General features: G+C 61.6%; 12 protein-coding genes. 11 read left to right on the top strand and 1 reads right to left on the bottom strand.

Annotation, left to right across the window (positions count from 1 at the left end; translation table 11 throughout):
* Positions 1-538 precede the first annotated feature (538 nt).
* The 3 genes from B5D49_RS01560 (at position 539) to B5D49_RS01570 (ending at position 2,421) form a co-directional block, all read left to right on the top strand.
* On the top strand, positions 539-976 hold the full coding sequence (locus B5D49_RS01560) for a hypothetical protein (protein ID WP_078715884.1): 438 nt from the start codon (positions 539-541) through the stop codon (positions 974-976).
* Positions 973-1,263 carry a hypothetical protein gene (locus B5D49_RS01565; protein WP_078715885.1) on the top strand — a complete coding sequence of 97 codons (291 nt, stop codon included), beginning with the start codon at positions 973-975 and terminating at the stop codon, positions 1,261-1,263. The genes B5D49_RS01560 and B5D49_RS01565 overlap by 4 nt, the downstream gene beginning before the upstream one ends.
* 210 nt (positions 1,264-1,473) lie before the next feature.
* Entirely contained in the window at positions 1,474-2,421 is a 948-nt protein-coding gene (locus B5D49_RS01570; RefSeq protein ID WP_078715886.1) for a YitT family protein, read from the top strand.
* A 9-nt stretch (positions 2,422-2,430) separates the two neighbouring features.
* Here the strand turns inward: B5D49_RS01570 and B5D49_RS01575 are convergent, their stop codons facing one another.
* Positions 2,431-2,928, bottom strand: a complete 498-nt coding sequence (locus tag B5D49_RS01575) for a phosphate-starvation-inducible PsiE family protein (protein ID WP_078715887.1) — start codon at positions 2,926-2,928, stop codon at positions 2,431-2,433.
* Here B5D49_RS01575 and B5D49_RS14820 point away from each other — a divergent pair.
* From B5D49_RS14820 to B5D49_RS01610, 8 genes are all read left to right on the top strand, one after another.
* Complete coding sequence (locus B5D49_RS14820) at positions 2,927-3,082, top strand: hypothetical protein (protein WP_159447098.1); 156 nt, start codon at positions 2,927-2,929, stop codon at positions 3,080-3,082. The two genes, B5D49_RS01575 and B5D49_RS14820, sit on opposite strands and share 2 nt — an antisense overlap.
* Before the next feature lie 132 nt (positions 3,083-3,214).
* Positions 3,215-5,908: a cation-transporting P-type ATPase gene (locus tag B5D49_RS01580; RefSeq protein ID WP_078715888.1), complete on the top strand. Its 2,694-nt coding sequence runs from the start codon at positions 3,215-3,217 to the stop codon at positions 5,906-5,908.
* A gap of 248 nt (positions 5,909-6,156) precedes the next feature.
* Positions 6,157-6,879, top strand: coding sequence for a hypothetical protein (locus tag B5D49_RS01585; RefSeq protein ID WP_078715889.1), 723 nt, complete (start codon positions 6,157-6,159; stop codon positions 6,877-6,879).
* 202 nt (positions 6,880-7,081) lie between these two features.
* Positions 7,082-7,387: a hypothetical protein gene (locus B5D49_RS01590; protein ID WP_078715890.1), complete on the top strand. Its 306-nt coding sequence runs from the start codon at positions 7,082-7,084 to the stop codon at positions 7,385-7,387.
* Positions 7,388-7,805: 418 nt separating this feature from the next.
* Positions 7,806-21,851, top strand: a complete 14,046-nt coding sequence (locus B5D49_RS01595; protein WP_144019045.1) for a cadherin-like domain-containing protein — start codon at positions 7,806-7,808, stop codon at positions 21,849-21,851.
* A 12-nt stretch (positions 21,852-21,863) separates the two neighbouring features.
* A complete protein-coding gene (locus tag B5D49_RS01600; RefSeq protein WP_078715892.1) occupies positions 21,864-23,396 on the top strand; it encodes a TolC family protein in 1,533 nt (510 codons plus the stop codon).
* Positions 23,396-24,202: an efflux RND transporter periplasmic adaptor subunit gene (locus tag B5D49_RS01605; protein WP_078715893.1), complete on the top strand. Its 807-nt coding sequence runs from the start codon at positions 23,396-23,398 to the stop codon at positions 24,200-24,202. The genes B5D49_RS01600 and B5D49_RS01605 overlap by 1 nt, the downstream gene beginning before the upstream one ends.
* A 4-nt stretch (positions 24,203-24,206) precedes the next feature.
* Entirely contained in the window at positions 24,207-25,547 is a 1,341-nt protein-coding gene (locus B5D49_RS01610; RefSeq protein ID WP_078715894.1) for an efflux RND transporter periplasmic adaptor subunit, read from the top strand.
* Positions 25,548-25,551 lie beyond the last annotated feature (4 nt).

A 25,551-nucleotide genomic window follows, 5' to 3' on the forward strand; every position in this document is an offset into this window, starting at 1 on the left:
TAGAAGGGCATAGCCTTCGGCGACCAGAGGGGAAACCTTTCTGGAGAAAGGTTCTCCCCCCTGGACCCCCCTTCCAAAGACTTTCATTAGCTCCAGGCCTGCGGCCTGTCGCGGGTATCGTTTGTTTACCTGATTTTTATTTCCTCCCCCTCCCCAAAAGCAAAGGAACGGCCGAAGCCGTTCCTTTGCTTTTGGGGGCGCACCGTTGCCGCGAGTTTCGGGAGGGCGAAGCCATCCCGGAAATCGCGGCAACATGAGATCACGCCGCCGCATTGCTCCGCCTTGCCACTCCTCCGACGCCCTTTCACCCCACGCCCCCGGCCGCGCGCAGCGCGAGACCGGTAAACGGGGGTCCAGGGGGCCGCGGGCCTCCTGGTCGCCGAAGGCATGCCTTTCATTTCTTCAACGCCATGCCCTCTTGCTCGACCCTGGTTTGACTTTTTAATTCTTTAAAATTATTATATATTTTTCTACAATTCCGGTAGGGTTTTTCCGTACTGTTTCCGTCAACACGCTTCAGGCATGGCAAGGAATCATCATGACCGAATCAACATTCAATGAAATCAACGAATTTGTGACACAGTGGAACGACAACGGCAATCGCTGCAAAGACTGCTTTCTGCGGTTGAAGCAACATTGCGAAGGCATGGACGGCATCCGCCTGGAGTGGATCGCCCGCCCGGGGATCACGTATTCTTTGCGTGCGACCCATTCGCAGCAGGCCGACTCGGACCGGAATCTTTTCGCCATGATCGATATCATCGACGACGACCCCAGCGACCGTTGGCTGTCGGTTTGTTTTTACAACGACATGGTCAGCGATCCCGACGAAGCGGGTGATTATGTTCCCGAGGGACTGCTCGGCCAGGACGCGCTTTGTTTCGACGTGGAATCCTGGGACGACGGCCACCTCGGCTATGTGGAATCCCGTCTTTCCGAGGCGTGTTCCTGTGCTGCCGGAGGCTCCGACGAATGATCACCCATGAGGAATTGCACGCGGCGTTGTTCGCTGTTCTGGGACAGGAATTGCCCGACCAGGCCACCCGGCATGTGAATGAAGCCTTGCGGCTGGCAGGCATTCTGGAACAACGCGGCTTTGAATTTCGTTTGCTGGACGCCCGGCCCAAGGATCCGCACAGCACGTTGTGGAAGGCCATGTTCTCTAAGGAAAGTGACCTGTTTCACAGTGAGAATACGGATGCGGCCCTGGCCATCGGCATTGCGGCCCTCGAAGCGCTACAGGCGGAATCGGCCGGTCGGTAGACGATTTTCCCCTCCGTCATTGACCCCGGTACGGATCGTCCCGGGGTTTTTTTTGATGCATTTTTATGTATGCAGCACAGGAAACCTTGCCGCAAATCCGGAATGTTTGTCAGCACCCCGGGGCTGTGATAGCCAAGGGGTTTTGAACGTCCGTATGGGTGGGCTGCGGCCCGAGCCTCCCCTCGCGGCAAACCTCGGAATTTATATCGAATGCAGATCAGCAGAGAAAGCCGTCGTCGCCGTCTTGCCGCCAAGGTACAGAAAAAACTTCACATGCCCCCGGCAACGCGACTGCGTCGGTTCATCACGCGGCACTTCATGATCCTTTTCGGCGCGGCCATGGCCGCCTTGGGATTCGTGCTCTTCCAGGTACCCTACAACATCACGGCAGGCGGGGTCAGCGGCCTGGCCATCATCGTCAATAAATTCAGCGGCATTTCCGAGGGTCTGTTGATCTGGCTGTTCAATGTTCCGCTTTTGGTATTGGGATTTTTCAAGCTGGGACGGTGGCGTTTTCTGGCGGCCACGGTAGTCTGCGTTGCTGCTTTTTCCCTGTTCGTGGAACTGTTTCTTGGCATTCTTCCGGGAATGCTGGAGCCGTACCCCATCACCCATGACAAGTTTCTGGCCAGCCTGTATGCGGGCGTCACCTTTGGCCTGGGCAATGGCCTGATCTACCGCTTCGGCTCCACCATCGGGGGTACGTCCATACCGGCGCGCATCATCCACAATTATACCGGCTACCCCATGAGCCAGGTGTATCTGTTCACGGATCTGGCAGTGGTCTTTGTGGGCGGAGTGGTCTTCAACTGGGAAATGGCCATGCTCGCCCTGTTCACCCTGGTACTGTCCGGCATTTTTTCGGACTTCATTATGGAAGGCGTCAGCCAGTTGCGCACGGCCGTGATCATCACCAAGAAAGCGGACCAGATCCGGTTCGCCCTGGTCAACGAGATGCGGCGCGGCGTGTCCATGTGGGACGTGACCGGCGGCTACTCGCGGGAAACGCGCACCATGCTGTACTGCACGGTGAGCCGTTCGCGAGTCAATGACCTGCGTTTCATGGTTTCCCAGATTGATCCCGACGCCCTGGTCATTGTCGGCGTTGTGCAACAGGCCTGGGGCGGATACGGAAACCTGAAGTTGAATAAAGACTGACCCCGCCCGTCAGGAAGGCGGACCGCACTGGTCGTTGTCCTGCGACGCGGTGTGTTTGCCTTCCTGCCATGGGGAAAAGGACGACTTGCTGGTCCGGCAGACCAGCCCATACCCCAGGCTCAAGGCCAGGATCACCGCGCCCAGGGCCAAGACCTCCTGATAATCGTTGACCGAAAAATCCAGCACAATGACCTTTCGCGCCGCCGCCATGAGCGCCGTGGAAATGACCAGCTTTAAATGGATCATTTCCGATTCCAGATAGATGACAATATTCGCGAATATTTCAATGGCGATGAGCACGGCCATGAACGCCCCGAATGTTGCCAGGATATCATTGATATTCAGGAGAAAAAAAGGCGGCGTGGTCATGCGTTGGTAGAGCACCCAAACAACGTCAAAAATGCCCCAGATGATCACCAGGGTCATGAGCACGGCCAGCATTTTTACGGAAATGCGGACCACGTCCCACAGGCGGCGAATGAGTGGATCGGTATGAGGGTTGGGCATGCAGCTCCCTGATTTGACCGCTGCGGGTGCAGCGGGCTTGCCGTGCGCGCCGACGGTTTCGGTCTCGGCCAAACCGTCAGCTGGGGATTACAGCTATTATTTTCCCTTTTTCTTTGCCGATGTCAATTTATATCATACCGACATTCCTATCTGATTAACCGCGTTCCCATCTTGACCTGTCGATCTTTTTCGTACATTTGTTATAGTGCCGTACCGTTAGATACCCCCTGTTCCCATCGGAGTACCGTGGGCACCATCCGCCCCCCTCGAACCAACAGGAGGAAGCATGGAAACCCTTCTTGAAAAACATTGGCACCACCTTTCATCCGATCAGACCGCGGAATTGTTCAGCGTGAATGAGGAAAAAGGGCTGGATCGCTTTGAAGTCGAAAAACGGCTGGAACACTTCGGCCGAAACGAGATTTCCGGCAAGCGCTCCAAAACGCCTTTGGAACGCTTTCTGCTGCAATTCCATCAACCGCTGATCTACATTCTGCTGGCCGCCGGCATCATCACCGCGTTCCTCCAGGAATGGGTGGACGCGGGAGTGATCCTGGGCGTGGTCATCGTCAACGCGCTGGTGGGCTTTTTTCAGGAATCCAAGGCCGTAAAGGCGCTCAACTCCCTGGCCGAATCCATGCGCGTGGAAGCCACGGTGCTGCGCGCCGGGGAAACCCAGCGCATCGACGCCGCGCAACTCGTTCCCGGCGATGTGGTCCTGCTTCGATCCGGGGACAAGGTTCCGGCGGACTTGCGAATTTTATCCGCACGGGAGCTGCGTGTGGACGAATCCACACTCACCGGGGAATCCGTTCCCGTGGAAAAGCGGAGCGGCGCCTGCCCCACGGATGCGGTGCTGGCCGAACGAACCTGCATGGCGTTTGCCGGAACCCTGGTGAACTACGGCCAGGGGCAGGGACTTGTCGTGGCCACGGGCAACCGGACGGAAATCGGCCTCATCTCCGGCATGGTGGATTCCGCGGATGAATTGGAAACACCGCTGACCCGCAAGATCACCTCCTTCAGCCACACGCTGCTTATCGCCATTCTTGTCCTGGCGGGCGCATCCTTCCTGCTGGGGCTGCTGCGCGACGAACCCGCCGCGGAAATGTTCATGGCCGCCGTGGCCCTGGCCGTGGGCGCCATACCCGAGGGACTGCCCGCTGCCGTGACCATCATCCTGGCTCTGGGTGTTTCCCGCATGGCCGGACGAAAAGCCATTGTCCGTAAACTTCCGGCCGTGGAAACCCTGGGCGGCACCACGGTGATCTGCTCGGACAAGACCGGCACGCTCACGGAAAATCAAATGACGGTTCAGGCGATCTACGCGGGATCACAATCCTTTGCGGTCAGCGGCACGGGGTACGCGCCCGAGGGCGAGGTATCCGCCCGGGATGGAGCGGACCTGGGCAATGCGGCCCTGGCGGAATGCCTGCGGGCCGGCCTGCTCTGCAATGATGCGCAACTCCGGCCCGACAGCGGACGGCTCGTGGCCGAAGGCGATCCCACGGAAGCGGCCCTGCTCGTTTCCGCCCAAAAATTCGGACTCTCCAGAAACGATGAAACGGTTTCGGCTCCGCGCACGGATGAAATCCCCTTTGAATCCGAGCTGCAATACATGGTCACCCTGCATCGCCGGGGCGAGCGTGGTGTTGCCTACATGAAAGGCGCGGTGGAGCGTGTGTTGGACTGCTGCGACACGGCCATGGGACCGGACGGCAACACCGCGGAACTGGACGTGGACGCAATTCTTGAAATGCAGAACACCATGGCTGCACGCGGACTGCGTGTGCTGGCCCTGGCCCGCAAGGAAACCGCCCCGGAAGCCCTGGACCGCGGCGAACTGTCGTCGGGTCTCGTTTTTCTCGGACTTCAGGGCATGATTGATCCGCCCCGGGCCGAGGTCATGGAAGCCATTGCCGCGTGCCACAAGGCTGGCGTGGCCGTAAAGATGATCACCGGGGACCACGCTGTCACGGCCCAGGCCATCGGCACCCAGCTGGGATTGTGCGGCGGGCCGGGACTGCCCGGACAGGCCTGCCCCGTGCTCACGGGTCGGGAGATCGCGGAACTCAACGACAAGCAACTTATCCAGCGTGTCGCGGACATTCCGGTCTTCGCCCGAGTCTCGCCCGAACAAAAGCTGCGCCTTGTGATGGCCATGCAAGCCCTCGGAGAAATCTGCGCCATGACCGGCGACGGCGTGAACGATGCCCCCGCCCTGAAACAGGCGGACATCGGCATCGCCATGGGTATCAGCGGCACAGAGACGGCCAAGGAATCCGCAGACATGGTCCTCACGGACGACAACTTCGCCACCATCGAAGCCGCAGTGGAGGAAGGCCGCTGCGTATTCTCCAACCTTGTGAAATTCATCGCCTGGACCCTGCCCACCAATGCGGGCGAGGGACTGGTCATTCTTACGGCCATCCTGTTCGGCGCCACACTCCCCATCCTGCCGGTGCAGATCCTTTGGATCAACATGACCACCGCGGCCTGCCTGGGCATGATGCTGGCCTTTGAACCAATGGAACAGGGCATCATGCAACGACCGCCCCGCAGACCGGACAGGCCCATTCTGGACAAGGTCATCCTCAAGCGGGTCGGCATGGTCAGCGTCATCCTGCTGGTGGCGGCGTTCGGCCTGTTCGAGTGGGAACTTCGCAGCGGTGCTTCCCTGGAAAAGGCCCGGACCATGGCCGTGAACGTGTTTATCGTGGTGGAGGCGTTCTATCTCTTCAATGCGCGGTCCTTCCGCCGTTCTCCGTTCGCCCTGGGGCTGCGGACCAACCCATGGGTACCCCTCGGCGTCGGTGTCATGCTCCTGTTCCAACTGGCCTACACCTACGCCCCGATCATGAACACCCTGTTCTCCAGCGCTCCCATCGGCTGGCTGGACTGGGCCAAGATCGCGTTTTGCGGGGCCGTGGCCTTTACCCTGGTGGAACTTGATAAAAAACGGACCCACACGGACCTTTGAGGCATTGCTTTGTACCCTTGGTCCGGACGGAACCAACCATTCCGTCCGGACCATCTGGTGATAAAAACCCAAGGGGCATGTCTTGGGTATCCAGACATTGGATGCAGAAGGCAAAACACCAGGCCGTCCAAGCAGGGCGGTCCCTTGCGTTTTCATCCGAACTGCCATATGGAATGGACGGTAACCACTATATCTTTTGCAATCTTTTGTCCCGAACAGGCTGTTTCAGCCCACAAAGGAGCAACAGCATGTGTATCCCCTTTTTTTCCGTCGGCTCACTGACCAGGCTGGCCGCTCTTGCAGTGGGCCTCCTCCTGCTCCTCCCGGCAGGAGCGGACGCCAACATGCTCGGTGGCGCCGTGCATCGGCCCGGGGTGACCAAAGTCCGCCCGGGTGTCACCGAAAAACCCGGCAACGCCGATGTCCAGCAACCAGAACCCGCGGAAATACAGCAGCCCGAACCCGTTGAGCTACAGCAGCCGGATCCCGTCGCGGTACAGCAGCCCGAACCCGTTGAGGTACAGCAGCCGGACATGGCCGAAACACCGCCGCAAATCCCGGAGCAAAAACCAACCGAGGACATCCAGGTGCCCGAGATGGACCAGGTTCGTCCAGATTTTGCGGACCAGATGGATGCCACGGGACCGGTCCAGGTCCAATCCAAGGGCAAATGGCGCCTGGAAACGCAAATCCTCCAGCCCGGCACCCGCAGCCAAGGGCAACACGGCAGACTGTGGTACGGCGAAAACGAAATGCCCGGCGCACGTGGGCAGATCCTGGAAACCGAACTCGGACGCCTGGAATACCGAGGTTCCATGCAGGAGCGTGAACAGCTCTGGTCCAGTTCCGGCTGGGTGCTGGTAGCGCCTGCGCCGGATCTTGAACAAGGAGTGCAGGGACCGTCCGCCGGTTCCCCGGGACGCGACGGAATGCAGCCCCTGCCGCCGGACGCACAACCCGAAACACCCTGACCGACTGTCAAAGCACTCGATATGGCAGGCTGTTCAAGAGCACGTGACGCCGGATACGCAGGGAAACCAATGCTGACGCGCAGCAGGCTCTCGCAAAGACTCTTGCTTTGCGCGGCAACGCCGTTGCTGGCCTTTTTGCAACAGCCCGCGGAACAGTAATCGGCCCAAACCACATACCGACACTGACAAACACGGAGTACTCATGCAACGCACGGTTTTTTCCCTCTGCTTCGCGGCAATGGCCCTGACCTGTCTGCTTCTGCTCCCGGCCTCGGGCCACGCCAAGGCCATCATGGGCATTGGCAAATGTGTGGATTCCTGTGAAAACGACCGGGACTGCATCAAAGACTGCCGCGAACAGTTCATGAGTCCGCAGGAAGCCAAGGAAGCGTATATGCAGGATTTCCGCAACTGCTTCGACGTCTGCTACGACAAACGCGGCAAAGAAAAGGAAGACTGCCTGGAAGGTTGCCGCGACGACTACAAACATGGTCGTGACCTGGACTAACGGCTTACACCGCCCCCCTGCAATCGTACACCCCAGCGCCCCGCCCCTGCGGGGCGTTGTTGCTTTCCTCCGAATGTTCCTTCAAAACTTCTCCATAAACAGAATTTTATTCTGTTCGACATTCACAACAAATTCACATCACCTTCCCCACTTTTTTTAACAACCACTCTACACCCCACGCCAGACAAACCTTTTCTGCGCAACCTCCCCACTCACTCCGCTTTACAATGTTCACCCCCTCTGCGCGATCGTCCGCAGATCAACGGCTCCCAGGCCGAAGATTCGTTGGACCATGCAGAATAATTTTTTTCTAACCCTTCCCCTTTTTTGACATTATCCCATTGTGGATATACGTTTCTTCACCTTTATGAACACGGCTATCCTGCCATGTCCCTACCTTTGTGCCCAGGAGGAGACCATGCAGCGTTTTTGGCGTTTGATCCGCAAAGACACGACCCGCCCCGACACTCCCACCGCGCCCTGGCGTTGTTCCCTCGCCCTGGAGGAACGCGTTCTTTTTGATGCCTCGGCCGCTTCCGTCGTGGCTTCCGTTCTGGGAGACGCCCCGGATGTGGACAACTCCGACGCCCAGCACGACGCCGACCAGCACGACCAGTCTACGCCGCACATTGACCAGCAAGCCAAAGACCTGGCCCAGGCCGCTGGCGCCATGCAGAAACAGGATGCAGGCGACCCGGACCAAACGCCGGACTCTCTGCTTCCTCCTACGGATGCCGTGTCTCAAAGCCAGGCCCGGCAACTCGTGGTCATTTCCACTGCTGTGGAAAACTGGCAGGATTTGGCCCACTCCATGGACGACAACGCCGAAGTTTTGTTGGTGGATGCCGACGACGACGGCATCGCCCGGATCACCGAAGCCCTGGCACACCGGAAAGACATCGACAGCCTGCACATTCTTTCGCATGGAGAATCCGGCGAAGTTTTCCTGGGTACGTCCACGCTCGATAATGCGGCGTTGCACGCACGCGCACAGGAAATCGGCTCCTGGTCCCGGGCGCTCACACCGGATGCGGACATTCTGCTCTGGAGCTGCGATACGGGCGCGGGAAGCCAAGGCGCGCAACTCGTGGCCGGACTGGCCCAACGCACCGGCGCAGACGTGGCCGCTTCGGACGACGCGACAGGCCACACGGACAAGGGAGGGGACTGGCAACTGGAAACCCGCGTGGGCGACGTGGACGCCTCGCTTCCCTTTGCCGAGTCTGTAACCAACGAATTTCACGGACTGCTCAATGATGCCCCCATCCTCGGCGTGGACTCCTCCACCCTGCTCGTCACCGAAGGCGATCCCGCCACATTCCTGGACAGCAGCCTGACCCTCTGGGACGACGACACCCTGGCCCAGGCCACCGTGCATCTCTCGGATATGCGCGAAGGCGATGTCCTGTCCTTTACGGAATCCGACAACATTCTGGGTTCCTGGAACGCGGCCACCGGAACGCTGACCCTTACGGGCGAAGCCTCGGCCGCCGAATACCAGACCGCCCTGCGCTCCGTGCGCTTCGAGCACACAGGGGATGATCCGGGTACCAGCCGGACCGTGACCTACTCGCTCACCGACACCAATCACGACGCGAGCGGCGCCAACACCATTGAGGCCCAGCGTGATATCCTGATCACTCCGGTGGACGATGCCCCGGTGGTGGACACCCCCCTGGCGGACATTCACGTGCAGGAGGACGCAGGCTCAAGCAGTATTGATCTTTCCGGCCTGTTCACCGACCCGGACAACGACGACCTGGCCATCAGTGTGGCCGTTGCGGGCAACACCAACCCCGGGCTGGTGGACGCCAGCATCAACGGCACCACGTTGAACCTCGATTACCTGGCCGACCAACACGGCTCCGCCACCATCACCCTGCGCGGCACGTCCAACGGCCAGACCGTGGAAACCAGTTTCCAGGTCACCGTGGATCCCGTGGACGACGCCCCCACCGTGGCCGCCACCATCCCGGACGTTCACGTGCAGGAGGACGCTGGCACGAGCGACATTGATCTTTCCGGCGTGTTTACGGACCTGGACAATGACGACTCAGCCATCACCTACGAAGTAACCGGCAATACCAACAACGGGCTGGTGCAGACCTCGCTGAGCGGCTCAACTTTGCATCTGGACTATCTGGCCGATCAGCACGGATCCGCCACCATCACCATCCTCGCCACATCCAACGGCAAAACCGTGGAAACCAGTTTCCAGGTCACCGTGGATCCCGTGGACGACGCGCCCACCGTGGCCGCGCCCATCGCAGACGTGGAAGTGGCCGAGGACGCTCCTACAACAGACATCGACCTTTCCGGCGTGTTCACGGACCTGGATAACGAGGACGCAAACATCACCTACGAAGTGGTGAACAATACCAACGGACAGTTGGTCCAAGCCTCCATCAGCGGCTCCACCCTGCACCTGGATTACGTCGCGAACCAAAACGGCACCGCGGACATCACCATCCGGGCTACTTCCGGCGGCCAAAGCGTGGAAATCAGCTTCGGAGTCACGGTGACCCCGGGAGCCGATGCGCCCGTCCTCGGCGGTAGCGACATTGATCTGGGGCAGATTAACGAGGATACCCCCATGGGGTCCAACCAAGGCACTTCCGTGGAATCCCTGGTGCAGACCCTGCAAGGCCAGGACGAGTACTCGGACCCGGACGGGTCCAGCCCTGCGGGTCTGGCCATCGTCGGCGCGGACAACGCCAACGGTGTTTGGGAATACTCGGTGGACGGCGGCACATCCTGGCAGGAAGTCGGACCCTGCTCCGATAACACGGCCCTGCTTTTGGCAGCATCCGCCCAAAACCGGATCCGTTTCCGACCGGATGCCGACTACCACGGGCAAACCTCTCTCACCTTGCGGGCCTGGGACCAAAGCAACGGCTCCAACGGCAGCGTCGTGAGCATCGACGCCACGGGCGGGGCCACGGCCTTCAGCACGCAAAGCGCCCAGGCTCTGCTGGACATCGTCAGCGTCAATGACGCTCCGGTACTCGACGGCGACCCCACCCTTCCGCCCATGATGGAAGACGCGGACCCCGGCAACGGGCAATCCGTGGCCGATATCCTGGCGGGCATGGCCCAGGATGACGCGGACAGCAACCCAGACCTCGGTCTGGCCGTCACGGGGATGGATCTTTCCGCCGTATCCGGCACCTGGGAATATTCCGAAGACGGCGGTACGTCCTGGACGGAATTCCCCGCGGATCTGGCCGCGGACAACGCCCTGCTGCTGGCCCACTCCGCCCGGATACGCTTTACCCCGGACGCCAACGAAAACGGCGTGACCACCCTGAGCTACCGGGTTTGGGACGAATCCAACAACAGCAGTACCGGCGACCGCATTGATCCCGGTACAGGCGGGGGCGATTCCGCGTTCAGTTCCGTGGAAGGCAGTCTGACCCAGGCCGTAAGTCCGGACAACGACACCCCCGACCCCATGGCCACTCGCCTGGAGTTCACGGAAAACCACACCGGCTCCCAGGCCGTGACCATCGGCATTGCTGACCTGCGCTATGAAGAACCCAGCGGCGACATGGAGCAAAGCTGGGATCAGATGGTGTATGAACTTTCGGCGGCATTGCCCGCGCACGGCCGGGTGGAGCTGAACGTAGGCGGCCAGTGGGTGGAGCTTGGCCAGGGCGGCCTGTTCAGCCAGCAGGACATCAGCCAGGGCAAGGTGCGCTACGTCTACACCGGCGGGGAACTCTCTGCCAACGGTTCGGACAGCGTGGGCTTTACCCTGCGAGATGGCGCGGGCGGCGAAGCCGTGGGAACCCTGGATATCGTCATCAACGAAGCCAACGCCCCGATCCAGTATTCCGGCTCCGATATTCAGGTGCAGGAATACATCCGCCCCGGCGACGTGAACCCCATCGATATCGGGCTGACAGACCCGGACGGCAACCCGGATTCACTCCAAATCACCCTGGAATCCCTGCCGGGTTACGGGGAGCTGCAATTCTTCGACGGCAGCGCCTGGGTCGCGGCCACCACGGGCCTGACCTTTACCCAGGCGGACATGACCGCCGGATACCTGCGCTACGTGCATGACGGCACCGAACCAGTGGCAGCCGCCGCACAGACCACCTTCCAATTCAGCGTGGATGACGGACGAGGTTCACAGATCAGCAACGCCGTGGTCACGTTGAGCATTGCGCCCCGCAACGACGCGCCCACAGTGACAAACAACGGGCTTACCCTGGACGAAGGCCAAAGCCAGATCATCGGCTCCGCCCACCTTTTCGCGCACGACGTGGATAGCCCCCATCATCAGCTCACCTACACCATCACCTCGGACACCACCAACGGCTGGCTGGAACTTGGCGGCCAGCGCCTGGGCGCAGGGTCCACGTTCCAGCAGGTGGATATCGACAACGGCGACCTCGTATACGTCCACGGAGACGGGGAAAACACCTCGGACAGCTTTGCCTTTGATCTGCGGGACGGCAACGGCGAACTGGTCAGCGACACCTTTTCCATCGACGTGAACCCGGTAAACGACGCGCCCGAAGTGGAACGCACCGAAACCGTCTGGCTCAAAACCCAGCACACCCGCACCCTGCGCACCTCCGACCTGGACGGGTCGGACATGGAGAGCACGGATACAGAGCTGACCTGGACCTGGAATGCCCTGCCCCAGAACGTCCATATCGAAATCAATGGCCAGACCGTCAATGAATTCACCCATGCCCAGCTCGCGGCCGGGGATGTCCTGCTCGTACACGACGGCCCGGTGGATAATACCGGCCATGTGGACGTGACCTTCACCCTGCACGACAATGAAACCGACCACGCCCCAACCGATCTGACGGACACCGGAACCCTGCGGATCTACGTTTACGAAACCGCTGGTCCGGGCATCCCCAACCATGTGCCGCTCATGGAGAACAACGAGCCGCTCGTGGTGCTGGAAGACAACAGCGGCGGCACGGTGCGCAACGTCATCACCAGTGACCTGCTCTCAGCCTGGGATCGCGATGGGGATGACCCAAGCTTCACAATCACGGATACCGGCTCCCTGCACGGTACCATTTATCTTGACGGCCAAGCCTTGGGCGTGGGCGATTCCTTTACCCAGGCCGACATCAACAACGGCCTGGTCAGCTACGCCAACGACGGTTCGGAAAACACCGTTGCCAGCTTCCAATTCACCATTTCGGACGGCAAGGATCAAAACGACAATCCCGACGGTCTGCCTGATTCCGCGCCCCAGACCTTCAACATCACCATCACACCGGTGAACGACGCGCCCGACCTCCAGGCCGACAACCCCGTGAACGTGGACGAACACGACGACGCAGGCACGGACGACGCCGACGCGCATACCCTGGCCGACGTGGAAAACGCGAGTGCGCTCACCGTGGACAACCTAGGCGGCGACGCCACGTTGCTCTGGAGCGATGTGGACAACAGCGACCCGAACCAGATGGTTTTTGAGATCGTCTCGAACCCGGGTGGCGGGACCATCCGCGTATGGAACGGAACAAGCTGGCAAAGCGTGGGCGTGGGTGGACACTTCTCCATCCAGAACGTGCGTGACGGCGACGTGGCTTACTTCCACAACCCGGACAGCGAACCCAACCCGGCCCAGGACCAGTTCCAGGTGCAGCTCACGGACGGCGGCGACACCCCCAGCCAGACCGTGACCGTGGACCTGAACGTCACGCCGGTGAATGACGCCCCCACAGCCAACGGCGGCCGTGCCTCCATCAATGAAGGCGGCACCCAGGTGCTCAACCAGGGCGGCTCGCACCTTTCTTCCGGCGACCCGGACAACACCACCGCGGAAATGACCTACGCCCTGGGAACCGGCCCGCAACACGGCACGGTGTGGTTCGACCAAAACAACGACGGACAATTCGATGCCGGGGAAGCCATGGCCTCGGGCGACACCTTCACCCAGGCCGACCTGGATGCCGGACGACTGCGCTACACCCACGACGGCACGGAAAACTTCACCGATACCTTCACGTTCACGGCCACGGATCCTTCAGGCCTGACCAGCGCTCCGGCCACCGTGACCATGACCATGCGCCCCATCAATGACACGCCCACCATCATTACCAATACCGGGGGGCAGGTCTATGAAGGGGACAGCCTGATTCTGTCCACTGAGAATCTGGACAACGATGCCGGCGACGGCTCCAACCTCAAGGCATGGGATCCCGACAACTCCGCCACCCAGGTACAGTTCCGCATCACGCAAAACGTGGACAAGGGATACCTCTACCTTGACACCAACGGCAACGGCGTCCTGGACGGGGACGAGAAGCAGCTTGGCGCGGGATCCGTTTTCACCCTGGACGATCTGCACAACGACCGGCTCATCTATCAGCACGACGGTTCCGAGCCTCTGGGCGATTCCGCCACAGACCAGTTCGGCTTCAGGATCTCCGACTCCAGCGGCGGCAATGAGCCGACCGGCACCTTCAACATCAACATCCTCGCCACCAACGACGCCCCGGGCATCGTGGCCCCGACGGACGCCCTCCTGGATGAAGATTCCTCGGTTCTGATCAAGGGCATTGAAGTATCCGATGTGGACGTGGCCCAAGGCACCGACACGCTCAGTCTCGAACTCTCCGTGGGACATGGCCTGCTGACCCTGCAAAACACCGGGGGCGTAACCCTGGAAAACAACGGCACCGGCACCGTGACCATCAGCGGCTCGGCCGAGGCCGTCAACGCTGTTTTGGACTCCGGCGTGCGCTACACCCCGGACGCCGACTACAACGACATCTCCCAGCCCGGCACCCCCGGCGATGTGCTGCACCTGACCCTTTCGGACAATGGCAATACCGGACAGGGCGGGGAACAAACCGCCACCACACAGACCGACATCACCATCCGCCCCGTAAACGACGCCCCGGAAGTGGTCTACGATCCCGGCGGATCGAACATCTCGCTTGATCCAACCACGGGCGACATCCCGGTCAGCCTGAACGAGGACGACACCTTAACTCTGGGTCCGATCCAGATCAGTGATACGGAATTGACCCTTGGCGAAACCGACGGCGGGTCCGAGGACGGCACCGTGCGCGTCACACTGAACGTGGATCACGGCCGCCTGACCCTGAGCGACACCACCGGCCTGGGCGGAGACACCAACGGCAGCGACGGCACCCTGAGCTTTACCGGATCCCTCACGGACGTGAACAACGCCCTCAGCAGCCTGCAATACAACCCCGACACCCACTACAACGGCTCGGACACCATCTCCCTGCTGGTCACGGACCAGGGCAATGAGGGGGTGGGCGGGGCCAAGTCCGTGAGCGGCAGCTTCGCGGTCACGGTCAGCCCGGTCAACGATGCCCCGGTACTGGACACCTCCGGTCCGGCTTCCGTGCTTGCGGAAGTGGAAGACACCACCGGTGAAGGCACCAGTGTTGCCGCCATCCTCGGCGACCTGGTCAGCGACGTGGACGCGGACCCCGTGGAAGGCATGGCTCTGGTGGGCATCACCACCACGGCCAACGGCACTTGGCAGTACAATACGGGCAGCGGCTGGCAGGACGTTCCCACGAACCTTGCGGAAACCAGCGCCCTGCTCCTCGGTGTTGACGCCAAGCTGCGTTTTGTGGGTGCGGCGGACTTCAACGGTACGGACACGGGCCAGCTGACCTGGCGGGCCTGGGACACCACCGAAGGCAGCGCAGGCGGCCGTCTCGACGTGAGCACGGCCACCAGCGAAGGTCCGGTCAGCCTGCAAACCCGGACGCTCACCGCCGACGTAAGCGCTGTGAACGATCAGCCCGGCATTGCGGACCTGCCCTTTGTCGTGGATTATACCGAAGGCGCGGGACTGCAAGCCCAGGGGACTCCCGTCACCCTGGCCCCAGGTGCCAGCATCAGCGATTTTGACATTGACAACGCCGAAGACGACTATGCCGGAGCCACGCTCACGGTACAACGTAATGCCGTACTGCAGGACACGGACCGCTACGACATCGGCGGCGACTTCACCAAGGACAACGGTACGCTGAAGCACAACGGCACGGACGTGGGCAGCTACGAATTGATCAACGGCAAGCTGACCATCACGTTCAATGATGCGGCCACCGGCGACATCGTGGACGCGGCCCTCCAAAGCCTGACCTTCAGCAGCATCAAGGACAATCCCCCGCCCACCCAGATCATCGCCATCACCTTCCGCGACGGCAATGCCGGAGAGCAAGGTACCGGTGGGGAACTCACGGCCACGGGTACGGTTTTCGTGGACATCACCGCCACCAATGATGCGCCCATCATCAGCGACCCGGACGGCGGCGACCTCGCGGACGTTGATGAAGACGACACCGAATACACCAGCGTGGCGGACATCTTGACCGGCACCCAGGGACGCGAACCGGACGGCGGCGGACTAACGGGCATCGCCATTACGGATGCGGACCGCACCAATGGTGTTTGGGATTATTCCACGGACAACGGACAGACCTGGAACGAAATCGTGGCCGGGCAAGCCAACCAGGATCCCCTGCATTTGGACGGCTCCGCGCTGATCCGCTTCCGGCCCGACCCCAACTTCAACGGGCAGGCCACATTCAACTATCACGCCTGGGACGCTTCCAACGCTGTTGCTTCGGGCGATTCGCAGGCCATCGTAAGCACGGGCGGAGACACGGCCTACAGCGTGAACACCGCCGATGCCACCGTCACGGTCAACCCTGTGAACGATGCGCCGGAAATCACCGACGGCGGTTCCCTGGATGCAGGCAACAGCACCGAGAACCAAGCCATCACCGTCAGCGGGCCAACCATCGGCGACCTGGATCTTGACCCCGCCATCACCCAGGACACGGGCAATGATCCGGACCTGCGCCTGACACTTGAAAACGCGGCCGGAACCATCAACCTGACAACGACCACGGGTCTGCACTTCGTGGACGGCACGGGCAACGGGCAAAGCCGCGTCGTGGTGGAAGGCACGCTCAGCGAACTCAACGCCGCGTTGAGCAGCTTCGAATACACGCCCGGCGACGACTCGGGAGTATCCGAAAGCATCGCGATCACCATCAGCGACCTGGGCAATGTGGGCGGCGGCGCCTTGCAGGATTCCACAACCATCGTGGTCAACAACATCCAGCCCGTGAACGACGCGCCTGTTCTGGATATGCCCAGCGACCAGATCATGAATGAAGACGGCGTGCTCGACCTGGGCGGGGAAATTCAGCTCCAGCCCGTGGATGAACGGGACGGCGAGGTCCATGTAACCCTGGCAATTTCCCAAGGATACGGTGAGCTGGACATTACGCCCGTCAACGGTCTGCAGATCACTGACAACGGGGATTCCCTGGACCTGCGCGGCACCACGGACCAAATCAATACAGCCCTTCAGTCCCTGACCTTTACGCCGGAAGCAGAACACAACACCCCGCAGGACGGCACGGTCCAAATCACAGTGACCTACAGCGACGAAGGGTACGGCCTGGACGGACAACAAACCGCCCCGGCCCTGGAAACCACGCAGCACTTCAACATTACGGTCAACCCCGTGAACGACGCGCCGGAAGTGGTCGGTGTGGGCGGGGACGTGACCATTTACGACGAGGCCCAAGGCCCGGTCTTTGTGACCCAGGACGCCTCCTTGACGGATATGGAATTCCAGCGCGGCGAGGTCGCGGACTTTGACGGCGGCAGCCTCAGCGTGCGGCTGGCCGTGGGCGCGATCCAGGGCGACGTGCTCGGCCTGGCAAATAACGGCCTGCTCACCGTAAGCGGCAGCCAGGTTCTTTATAATGGTACGGTCATCGGCAGCTTTACCGCCGGCGACCACGACACGGCCCTGACCGTTGCCCTGAACGGCAATGCCGACCAACAGGCCGTAAGCGCACTGCTGGAAGCCGTGACCTACGACCACACCACGGACAACCCGTCCAACTTCGGCAACAACCTGAAGCGGGTGGTGGAATTCACCTTCAATGATGGCGACGGCACGGCACGTGGCGGCCAGAGCACCAGCGCCCCTGTCACCACGGTGGTGACCATCGGCGACCTGCACAACGACGCCCCGGTTATCGGCGGCATGCCCGGCGACACCACGCTGGATGAAAATGCCGTAAACCCGGATACCGGTACCCCGGCCTTTATCCTGCCCGGAGCCACGGTCAGCGACGTGGACTCCACGACCCTGGGCGGTGGGCAACTGACCATCGGCTACAACAGCGGCAGCGACGCCTGGGACCAGCTCGGCATCAACAACCAGGGAACCGGCGCAGGCCTGATTGGGGTCAACGGCTCCAACATCACCTACGGCGGCACGGTCATCGGCACCTTGAGCGGCGGATCGGACGGCGCGGACCTTGTGGTCAGCCTCAACGATCAGGCCACGCCCGAGGCGGTACAAGCCATGCTGCGGCAGGCCACCTATCACAGCACGTCCCACAATCCGGATGTGGACCAGACCGCCAACGTGCTGCAAATCACCCTGCGTGACAGCTCTGGCGCGGACGCGGCCACCAGTGCGCCCGCCACTCTGAACCTCACCGTGACCCCGCAAAACGACGCGCCCGTGCTGGACAACAGCAGCGACCTGCACCTGCTCGATATTCAGGAAGACTCAACCGATTCAAGCACCGTGGCGGAAATTCTCGGCTCGGACAACAACAGCGACCCCATTTCCGACGTGGACGACGGATCCGTGGAAGGCATAGCCGTGACCGGCGCGGACTCCACGCACGGCACCTGGCAATACAACACGGGCAGCGGCTGGACCAGCCTCCCGAACGTGAGCGAGGGCGCGGCCCTGCTCCTGCAACCGGACGCCACAATACGCTTCGTTCCTAATGCGGATTACAATGGTCCCGCCACCCTGCAATTCCGCGCCTGGGACCAGACCAGCGGCACCGAAGGCCAGCAGGTGGACACCACCACCAACGGCGGCGGCACCGCCTTTTCCACGGCCACGGATACCGTCAGCATCAACGTGACCGCCGTGAACGACGATCCCGTTCCCACAGGTTCGCCCACCACCCAGGTCGTGCTGGAGGACAGCACCGATCACGCGGGAGAGAGCGTCCAGAACCTGTTCGGCGGGCTGTTCTCGGATCCCAACGATGCCGCGGAACTTTCCGGGGCTGACCAGTTCGCGGGCGTGGCCGTGGTGGGCAACACCGCCACAGCCGCCCAGGGAAATTGGCAATATTCCACGGACAACGGCCAGACCTGGACGAACGTTGGCAATGTGGCCGATAACAATGCCCTGCTGCTCAATGCGGATGCCAAGCTCCGCTTTGTTCCGGCCGGAGATTTCAACGGCACACCGGCAGCCCTGACGGTTCGCCTGGCCGACAACAGCGGCGGCGCCCTTGCGGACGGAACCCACGCGGACCTCAACGGACCAGCCTCCACAGCGCCCTTTGCAAGAACCACCACGGACCTCCAGGCCAATGTGCTCCCGGTAAACGATGCCCCCACGTTGGACGACAGCGGCAACACTCCCGCAGACTTCCAGGAGGGCGGCGGTTTCGTGTCCATCGGCCAGGGCGTGGTTCTCGGCGATACGGAATTCCTGAACGGAGAAATCAGCGACTTTGACGGCGCCACTCTCACGGTAAACATCAGTTCGAATGCCCAGGACGGCGACCAGCTCAGCATCCTGCATCAGGGAACCGGGGCTGGACAGATCGGAATCAGCGGATCAACCATCACTTACGGCGGCGCGGTCATCGGCTCGTTCACCGCTGGCGACCACAACAACGCCATGACCGTGACCTTCAACGCGAACGCGGACATGGCGACGGTGCAAGCCCTGATCCAACACGTGGGCTTCAGCAGCACCTCCGACAACCCCGACAATTTCGGCGCTGATCCCAGCCGTGAAATGAAATTCGTCTTCAAGGATGGGGACGGCACGGAGCGCGGCGGGCAGGACACCAGCAACACGGCCACGGTTTCCGTGAACATCACCCCGGTGAACGACGCCCCGGTTATCGGCGGCATGCCCGGCAACACCACGCTGGATGAAAACGCCGTAAACCCGGATACCGGCACCCCGGCCTTCATCCTGCCCGGAGTAACCATTGGCGACGTGGACTCCACGACCCTGGGCGGTGGGCAACTGACCATCGGCTATAACAGCGGTAGCGACGCCTGGGACCAGCTCGGCATCAACAACCAGGGAACCGGCGTAGGCCAGATCGGGGTCAGCGGTTCCAACATCACCTACGGCGGCACGGTCATCGGCACCCTGAGCGGCGGATCCGACGGCGCGGACCTTGTGGTCAGCCTCAACGATCAGGCCACGCCCGAGGCGGTACAGGCCATGCTGCGGCAGGCCACCTATCACAGCACGTCCCACAACCCGGATGTGGACCAGACTGCCAACGTGCTGCAAATCACCCTGCGGGACAGCTCCGGCGCGGATGCGGCCACCAGTGCGCCCGTCATTCTGAACCTCACTGTGACCCCGCAAAACGACGCGCCCGTGCTGGACAACAGCAGCGACCTGCATCTGCCCGATGTTTCGGAAGACATGACCAACCCCTCGGGCAGCACCGTGGCGGAAATCCTCGGCTCGGACAACAACAGCGACCCCATTACCGATGTGGATAACAATGCGCTGGAAGGCATGGCCGTGACCGGCGCGGACTCCACGCACGGCACCTGGCAATACGACACGGGCAGCGGCTGGACCAACTTCCCGAACGTGAGCGAGGACGCGGCCCTGCTCCTGCAACCGGACGCCAAAATTCGTTTCGTGCCCGATGCGGACTTCGACGGCACGGCCGATATGCAGTTCCGTGCCTGGGACCAGACCAGCGGCACCGAAGGCCAACAGGTGGACACCACCACCAACGGCGGCGGCACCGCCTTTTCCACGGACACCGACTCCGTCACCGTGGACATCACCCCTGTGAACGACACACCCGAGGTGGATGCGCCCACGGCACGCCAGAACCTGCTGCCGGACGGCACCCTGGAATTTTCCCAGGCCAACGGCAACGCCATCGTGGTTGACGATCTGGACGCGGCCGGCCAGGACGTGACCGTCACCCTGGAAGTACCCCGAGGCGAATTGAACCTTTCCGGGATCAATGGTCTGAGTAGCGTGCAGGGCAACGGCACCACAACTGTCACGTTCACCGGCTCCCTGACGGAAGTCAACGCCGCGCTGGAGGGTATGACCTACACGGGCGACGGCGTCACCGGCACGCTGCACCTCACGGTAACCATCAACGACAACGGACACACGGGCACAGACCCGGGCCTGACCGGGAGCGCCACGGACGAGCGTGACACCGCGCAGGTGGAACTGCGGCTCACAGACGACATCAACACCGCTCCGGTCATCACCTTGCCCAATTCCGCGAGCACGGCTCCCGGCCAGGATTTGGAGCTTTCCGGCAATCTGGCCATCCAGGTGACGGACGTGGATGCCTTTAACGGTGAAGTTCGCGTTACCCTGCACGTGGATCACGGTACCCTGACCCTGAACGACACCACCGGACTGAACTTCCCCACCGGCGATTCGCCCAGCGGACAGGATTCCATCACCTTTGCCGGCCAGCTTGATGCCGTGCAAAGCGCCCTGGACAACCTTGTTTTCAGCCCTGAAGACGGATTCACCGGTGAGGCACAGCTCCAGGTCACGGTAAACGACCAGGGCAACACCGGTGCTGGCGGAGCGCTCAGTGACTCGGAGACCCTGGAAATATCCGTCCAAAAACCCAACCCCGTGGAGCCGCCGCATCTGCCGGACGATTCTCCAACGCCGCCCCCTTCGCACACCCCGCCACCTCCACAGGATCCCGGCCCTTCGGCTTCGCCGGGTGGAGGCAACAAGCCCTCGGACCTGCTTCCTCCTGTACCGCAGAGCCGCCAGTCCGATCCCATGGGCTTTTATCAACAGCTTGGCAACGCCTATGACGGCGACGGCGACACTGGAGAACAATTCTCCTTGCAATTGGAGAATCAGACCTTCCGTTCGGACCGGCCCACGGACTTCACCATTCCGCCCAGCGCCATCCGACACAACGATCCAAGCATTCAGGTAACGCTTGAGGCCACCATGCCTGACGGGTCTCCCCTGCCCTCCTGGATCAGCTTCAACGCCTCGGACGGGACATTTAGCATTGATCCGCCCGACGGCCTGGAACATGTGATCGAGGTATTGGTTAAGGCCCGTGACGAGATGGGCAACGAAGCCAAATCCACCTTCGTGATTGAGCTGGTCGGCGCCCAGGCCGACTCCCAACAGGATGACGGAACGCCCCCCCGGGATGGAGAGCCTGCCGAAGGAGACCAGGCGGACCGCACCAACGGCAATGCAATCCAACTGACCATTTCGGACGCGGGCCAAGCCGCCCCGGACCAAAGCGAACCCAACCAGCCGCAGGCCGAAGGACAATCCGTTTCCGGAAAGCCTGGCCTGGATACACAAATCGCCGAAGCGGGCCATTCCGGTCTTTTGCGCCAAGCCTCACAACTGGCGAATCTTTTTGGATTAGGATAAGAGGTACATCCGATGCGCATCATGAAAAAAACATTGTTCCGACACTGGCTGCTCCTGCTCCTTTGCGTGATGCTGCTGGCGGGCTGTTCAGCCCGTACCCAACCGCTTTCCCAGGAAGAACGTCAGGAAATTCTGACCAGAAACTGGGAACAGCTCGACCAACTCCAGCCCAAACCCGATCATCCCCTGACGCTGCCGGAGGCCGTGGCCCTGGCCCTGGTTCACAACCTGGACTATCGGATTCAGGCCATGGAAGAGGATATCGCACATCAGCAATACGATCTGGCTACCCTGGAAATGCTGCCCAGCGTGGATTTCGACGGCGGCGCCCACAGCCGCTGGCCCGAGAGCGCCTCCAGCAGCGAGTCCGTGGAAACCCGAACCCAGTCCTTGGAGCCGTCCACCTCCCAGGACCGCAATCGTTTGACCATGGACCTTTCCCTGGCCTGGAACCTGCTCGATTTCGGCATGAGCTTTTATCAGGCTCGTCAGGAATCGGACAAAGAATACATTCGAGCCGAGCTGCGCCGCAAAGCCCAGCAGCAACTGGTGGAACAAGTTCGCGCCGCCTATTGGCGTGCGGCCAGCGCACAAATCTTCCGCCCCCGCGTGGCAGAAGTGCTCGCCCAGGCCCGCACCGCCCTGGAAGACGCCCGCACTGTGGAAGAAATGCGCCTGCGTCCGCCCCTGCAAAGCCTCACATTCCAGCGGTCCTTGCTGGAGGTGGTGCGCCAGCTTGAATCCCTGCAAAACGAGTTGGACGAAGCCCAGGTGGAACTCTGCTCCCTCATGGGCATGAGTCCGTCCCTGCAATTGCAGCTTTTGGCCGATGAGCAAGAGGTCCAGCGCCCCCCCAAACTTTCCAAGAGCGTGGACGAGCTGGTGGACATTGCCCTGGATCAGCGGCCGGAGCTGCGCGAGTCCATGTATCAGGTGCGCATCAGCAAAAACGAGATCACCCGCTCCATGTTGCAGACCCTGCCGGGTCTCAGCTTCCGGGCCTCGCAGAAATACGATTCCAACTCGTTCCTTTCGGATAACGCCTGGCAGGAACTGAGCGCCCAGGTCACGGGCAACCTCGTGGATTTGTTCACCGCGCCAGACCGCATCGCCCAGGCCGAAAGCAAGCATGAACTGGAACGCATGCGCCTGCTCTCCGTGCATATGGCCGTGGTCACCCAGGTGAACGTGGCCGTGCGCCAATACGAACGCATCGTGCGCGATTACGACATGGCCACCCAAATCAACAGGGTGGAACAGCGCATTGCGCAGATCGTTTCCAATCAAGCCCTGGTGAACACACAAAGCCAGGTGGAGACTATTCGGAGCCGGGTCACGGCGCTTTTCTCGGAAATGGAGCGGTACCGCAGTTTTGCCGAAGCGCAAAACGCCTATAACCGCATTTTGGTTTCGCTGGGGGTGGATGTGCTGCCCCGGGAACTCACGGTCAAGGACGCCACCATCCTTGTACGGCAAATCGGGCAGACCATGAACCTGTGGGATTCCGGCCAGGTCTCGGCTCCCACGGATGAGGCCAGCCTTTGATGCCCCGTTTGCCACTGCTTTTGACTCTGGCTGCGCTCTGGCTCGTGTTCTCCACAAGTCAGGCCGTTGCTGATGCGGCTCTGGATCCCGACGCCCGGCCGCACGTGGTTTCCTCCCCGCAAAGTGCGGACTCCGCTGCCGAGGCTCGGTTTTCCGTGCGAGTCCAGCTTACGGCCTTGCAGGAAGCCCCGCTCGCCGCAGGCATTCCTGCGCGCATCCGCGACTTGCCGCTGCGCGAAGGTGATTCCTTTAAGAAAGGGGATCTGCTGGTACGGTTCGACTGCGCGGACAGACAAGCCGAATTGCAGCGCGCCCAGGCCGGATTTTCAGCCGCACGGACCAAACTCAAAGCCAATGAGGAACTCAGCCGTCTCAATTCCGTAAGCACCGTGGAAGTGGACCTCAGCCGAGCCGAGGTGAAAATCGCTGAAGCCGAAGTGGCGGTGCGCCGTGCGCATTTGCTGTATTGCCGAGAAACCGCTCCCTTTTCCGGCCGAGTGGCCAGCCTTGCGGTCAAGCGCTACCAACGCGTCACTCCCGGCGAACCACTCATGACCCTGGTGAACCCTTCCCGGCTCGAAGCCGAATGCATCGTGCCTTCCCAATGGCTGCGCTGGCTGCAACCCGGACTTCCCTTCCAGCTGCATATTGAGGAAACCGGGGATACCGTGGCTGCCACTGTGGATTCCGTGGCCCCCTATGTGGACCCCGTCAGTCAGACGGTCAAAATCCGCGCGCAGGTAACCGCCACACCCGGCCTTTTGCCCGGCATGAGCGGTACCGCCCGATTCGAGCCGCCCCTGTAGCGCCATGGCTGATCTGGAACAGCAAGTCCGCGGTCTGAGCACCCTGCTCTCGCTTCAGGCGCAGGTTCAGCGAGCCGCCACGCTCATGGAGGCGCGCTATCATGTGGTCAACGACACGTCCCTGATCCTGCCTTATCGACAGGCTCTGCTCTGCGATCCCGGAACAGGGCGGGTCACAGCGGTTTCGGACCTCCCGGCACCAGACCCGCGCGCCCCCCTGCTGCTCTGGGTGCGCCGCCTGGCCGCACACCTGGAAACCGCTCAACCCGAGGGGGGTCTCATCGACCCGGCCTCCCTGCCCGATTCCCTGCGTGAGGAATGGGCGGACTGGTTTCCGGCGCATGTGCTGCACCTGCCCCTGCATCATCCACGGTTTGAGAATCAAGGCACGTTGCTGCTCACACGGGACACGCCCTTTCGCGACGAGGAATCGACTCTGGCCAAGCATCTGGCCGAGATCTACGCCTACACCCTCGGTTCGTTCGCTTCCCATGGGCTGCCCTGGAAATCCCGCGTCGGCAGGCTGCTGCGCAAACGAACATTTCTTCTGCTCATGGCCGCATCCCTCCTGGCCCTGCTGCTCCTGATCCGCGTTCCACTCACGTCCGTGGGAGACTGCGAAGTGGTGGCCCGCGCTCCGGCCGTGCTGCGCTCGCCCCTCAACGGCGTCATCGACGAGGTGCTGGTTCGCCCGAACCAAACCGTGCACAAGGGGCAACCCCTGCTGCGCCTGGACGACCGCGATCTGCTTTCGCGCCTGCTCGTGACCCGCAAAGCACTGGAAACCGCCCAGGCAGAATATCGGCAGGTTTCCCAATCCGCGCTTTCCGACCCGGACAGCAAATGGCGGCTCACCCTGACCCGCGCCGCTGTGGCGGAACGTCGCGAGCAGCTCCGGCACATCGAGGAATTGCTCCAACGCACGGAAATCCCGGCTCCCCAGGACGGCATGGCCATTTTCACGGACCCGGACGAATTGGTGGGATTGCCCGTACAGGTTGGCCAGCGGCTCATGGAAATCAGCGCGGAACACGACAGTGCGGCGCGCATCTGGCTTCCTGTAGAGGAAGCCGGGGAGTTGCGCTCGGACACGCCAGTCACGGTATTCCTGAACATTGCCCCGGAAGAGCCTGTCCCCGCGACCCTGCACTATGCCGCGTTCACCGCCGAGACTTCGCCCCTGGGCGTACTCAGCTACCGCGTGCGCGCCCGATTCGAGGATGAAACCCAACGCCCCCGCATCGGCATGCGCGGACTGGCATTGGTGCGTGGAGAGCGGGTCTCCCTGTTATACTACCTGCTGCGGCGGCCCTATGCGGCTGTGCGGCGTTGGCTCGGAGTATGAGTTC

The sequence above is a fragment of the Paucidesulfovibrio gracilis DSM 16080 genome, assembly GCF_900167125.1.
GTDB classification, from domain to species: Bacteria; Desulfobacterota; Desulfovibrionia; order Desulfovibrionales; family Desulfovibrionaceae; genus Paucidesulfovibrio; species Paucidesulfovibrio gracilis.

Coding starts and splice junctions, on each gene's coding strand:
- B5D49_RS01560 (WP_078715884.1), top strand. CDS start 539: ATGACCGAATCAACATTCAATGAAATCAACGAATTTGTGACACAGTGG.
- B5D49_RS01565 (WP_078715885.1), top strand. CDS start 973: ATGATCACCCATGAGGAATTGCACGCGGCGTTGTTCGCTGTTCTGGGA.
- B5D49_RS01570 (WP_078715886.1), top strand. CDS start 1,474: ATGCAGATCAGCAGAGAAAGCCGTCGTCGCCGTCTTGCCGCCAAGGTA.
- B5D49_RS14820 (WP_159447098.1), top strand. CDS start 2,927: ATGCAGCTCCCTGATTTGACCGCTGCGGGTGCAGCGGGCTTGCCGTGC.
- B5D49_RS01575 (WP_078715887.1), bottom strand. CDS start 2,928: ATGCCCAACCCTCATACCGATCCACTCATTCGCCGCCTGTGGGACGTG.
- B5D49_RS01580 (WP_078715888.1), top strand. CDS start 3,215: ATGGAAACCCTTCTTGAAAAACATTGGCACCACCTTTCATCCGATCAG.
- B5D49_RS01585 (WP_078715889.1), top strand. CDS start 6,157: ATGTGTATCCCCTTTTTTTCCGTCGGCTCACTGACCAGGCTGGCCGCT.
- B5D49_RS01590 (WP_078715890.1), top strand. CDS start 7,082: ATGCAACGCACGGTTTTTTCCCTCTGCTTCGCGGCAATGGCCCTGACC.
- B5D49_RS01595 (WP_144019045.1), top strand. CDS start 7,806: ATGCAGCGTTTTTGGCGTTTGATCCGCAAAGACACGACCCGCCCCGAC.
- B5D49_RS01600 (WP_078715892.1), top strand. CDS start 21,864: ATGCGCATCATGAAAAAAACATTGTTCCGACACTGGCTGCTCCTGCTC.
- B5D49_RS01605 (WP_078715893.1), top strand. CDS start 23,396: ATGCCCCGTTTGCCACTGCTTTTGACTCTGGCTGCGCTCTGGCTCGTG.
- B5D49_RS01610 (WP_078715894.1), top strand. CDS start 24,207: ATGGCTGATCTGGAACAGCAAGTCCGCGGTCTGAGCACCCTGCTCTCG.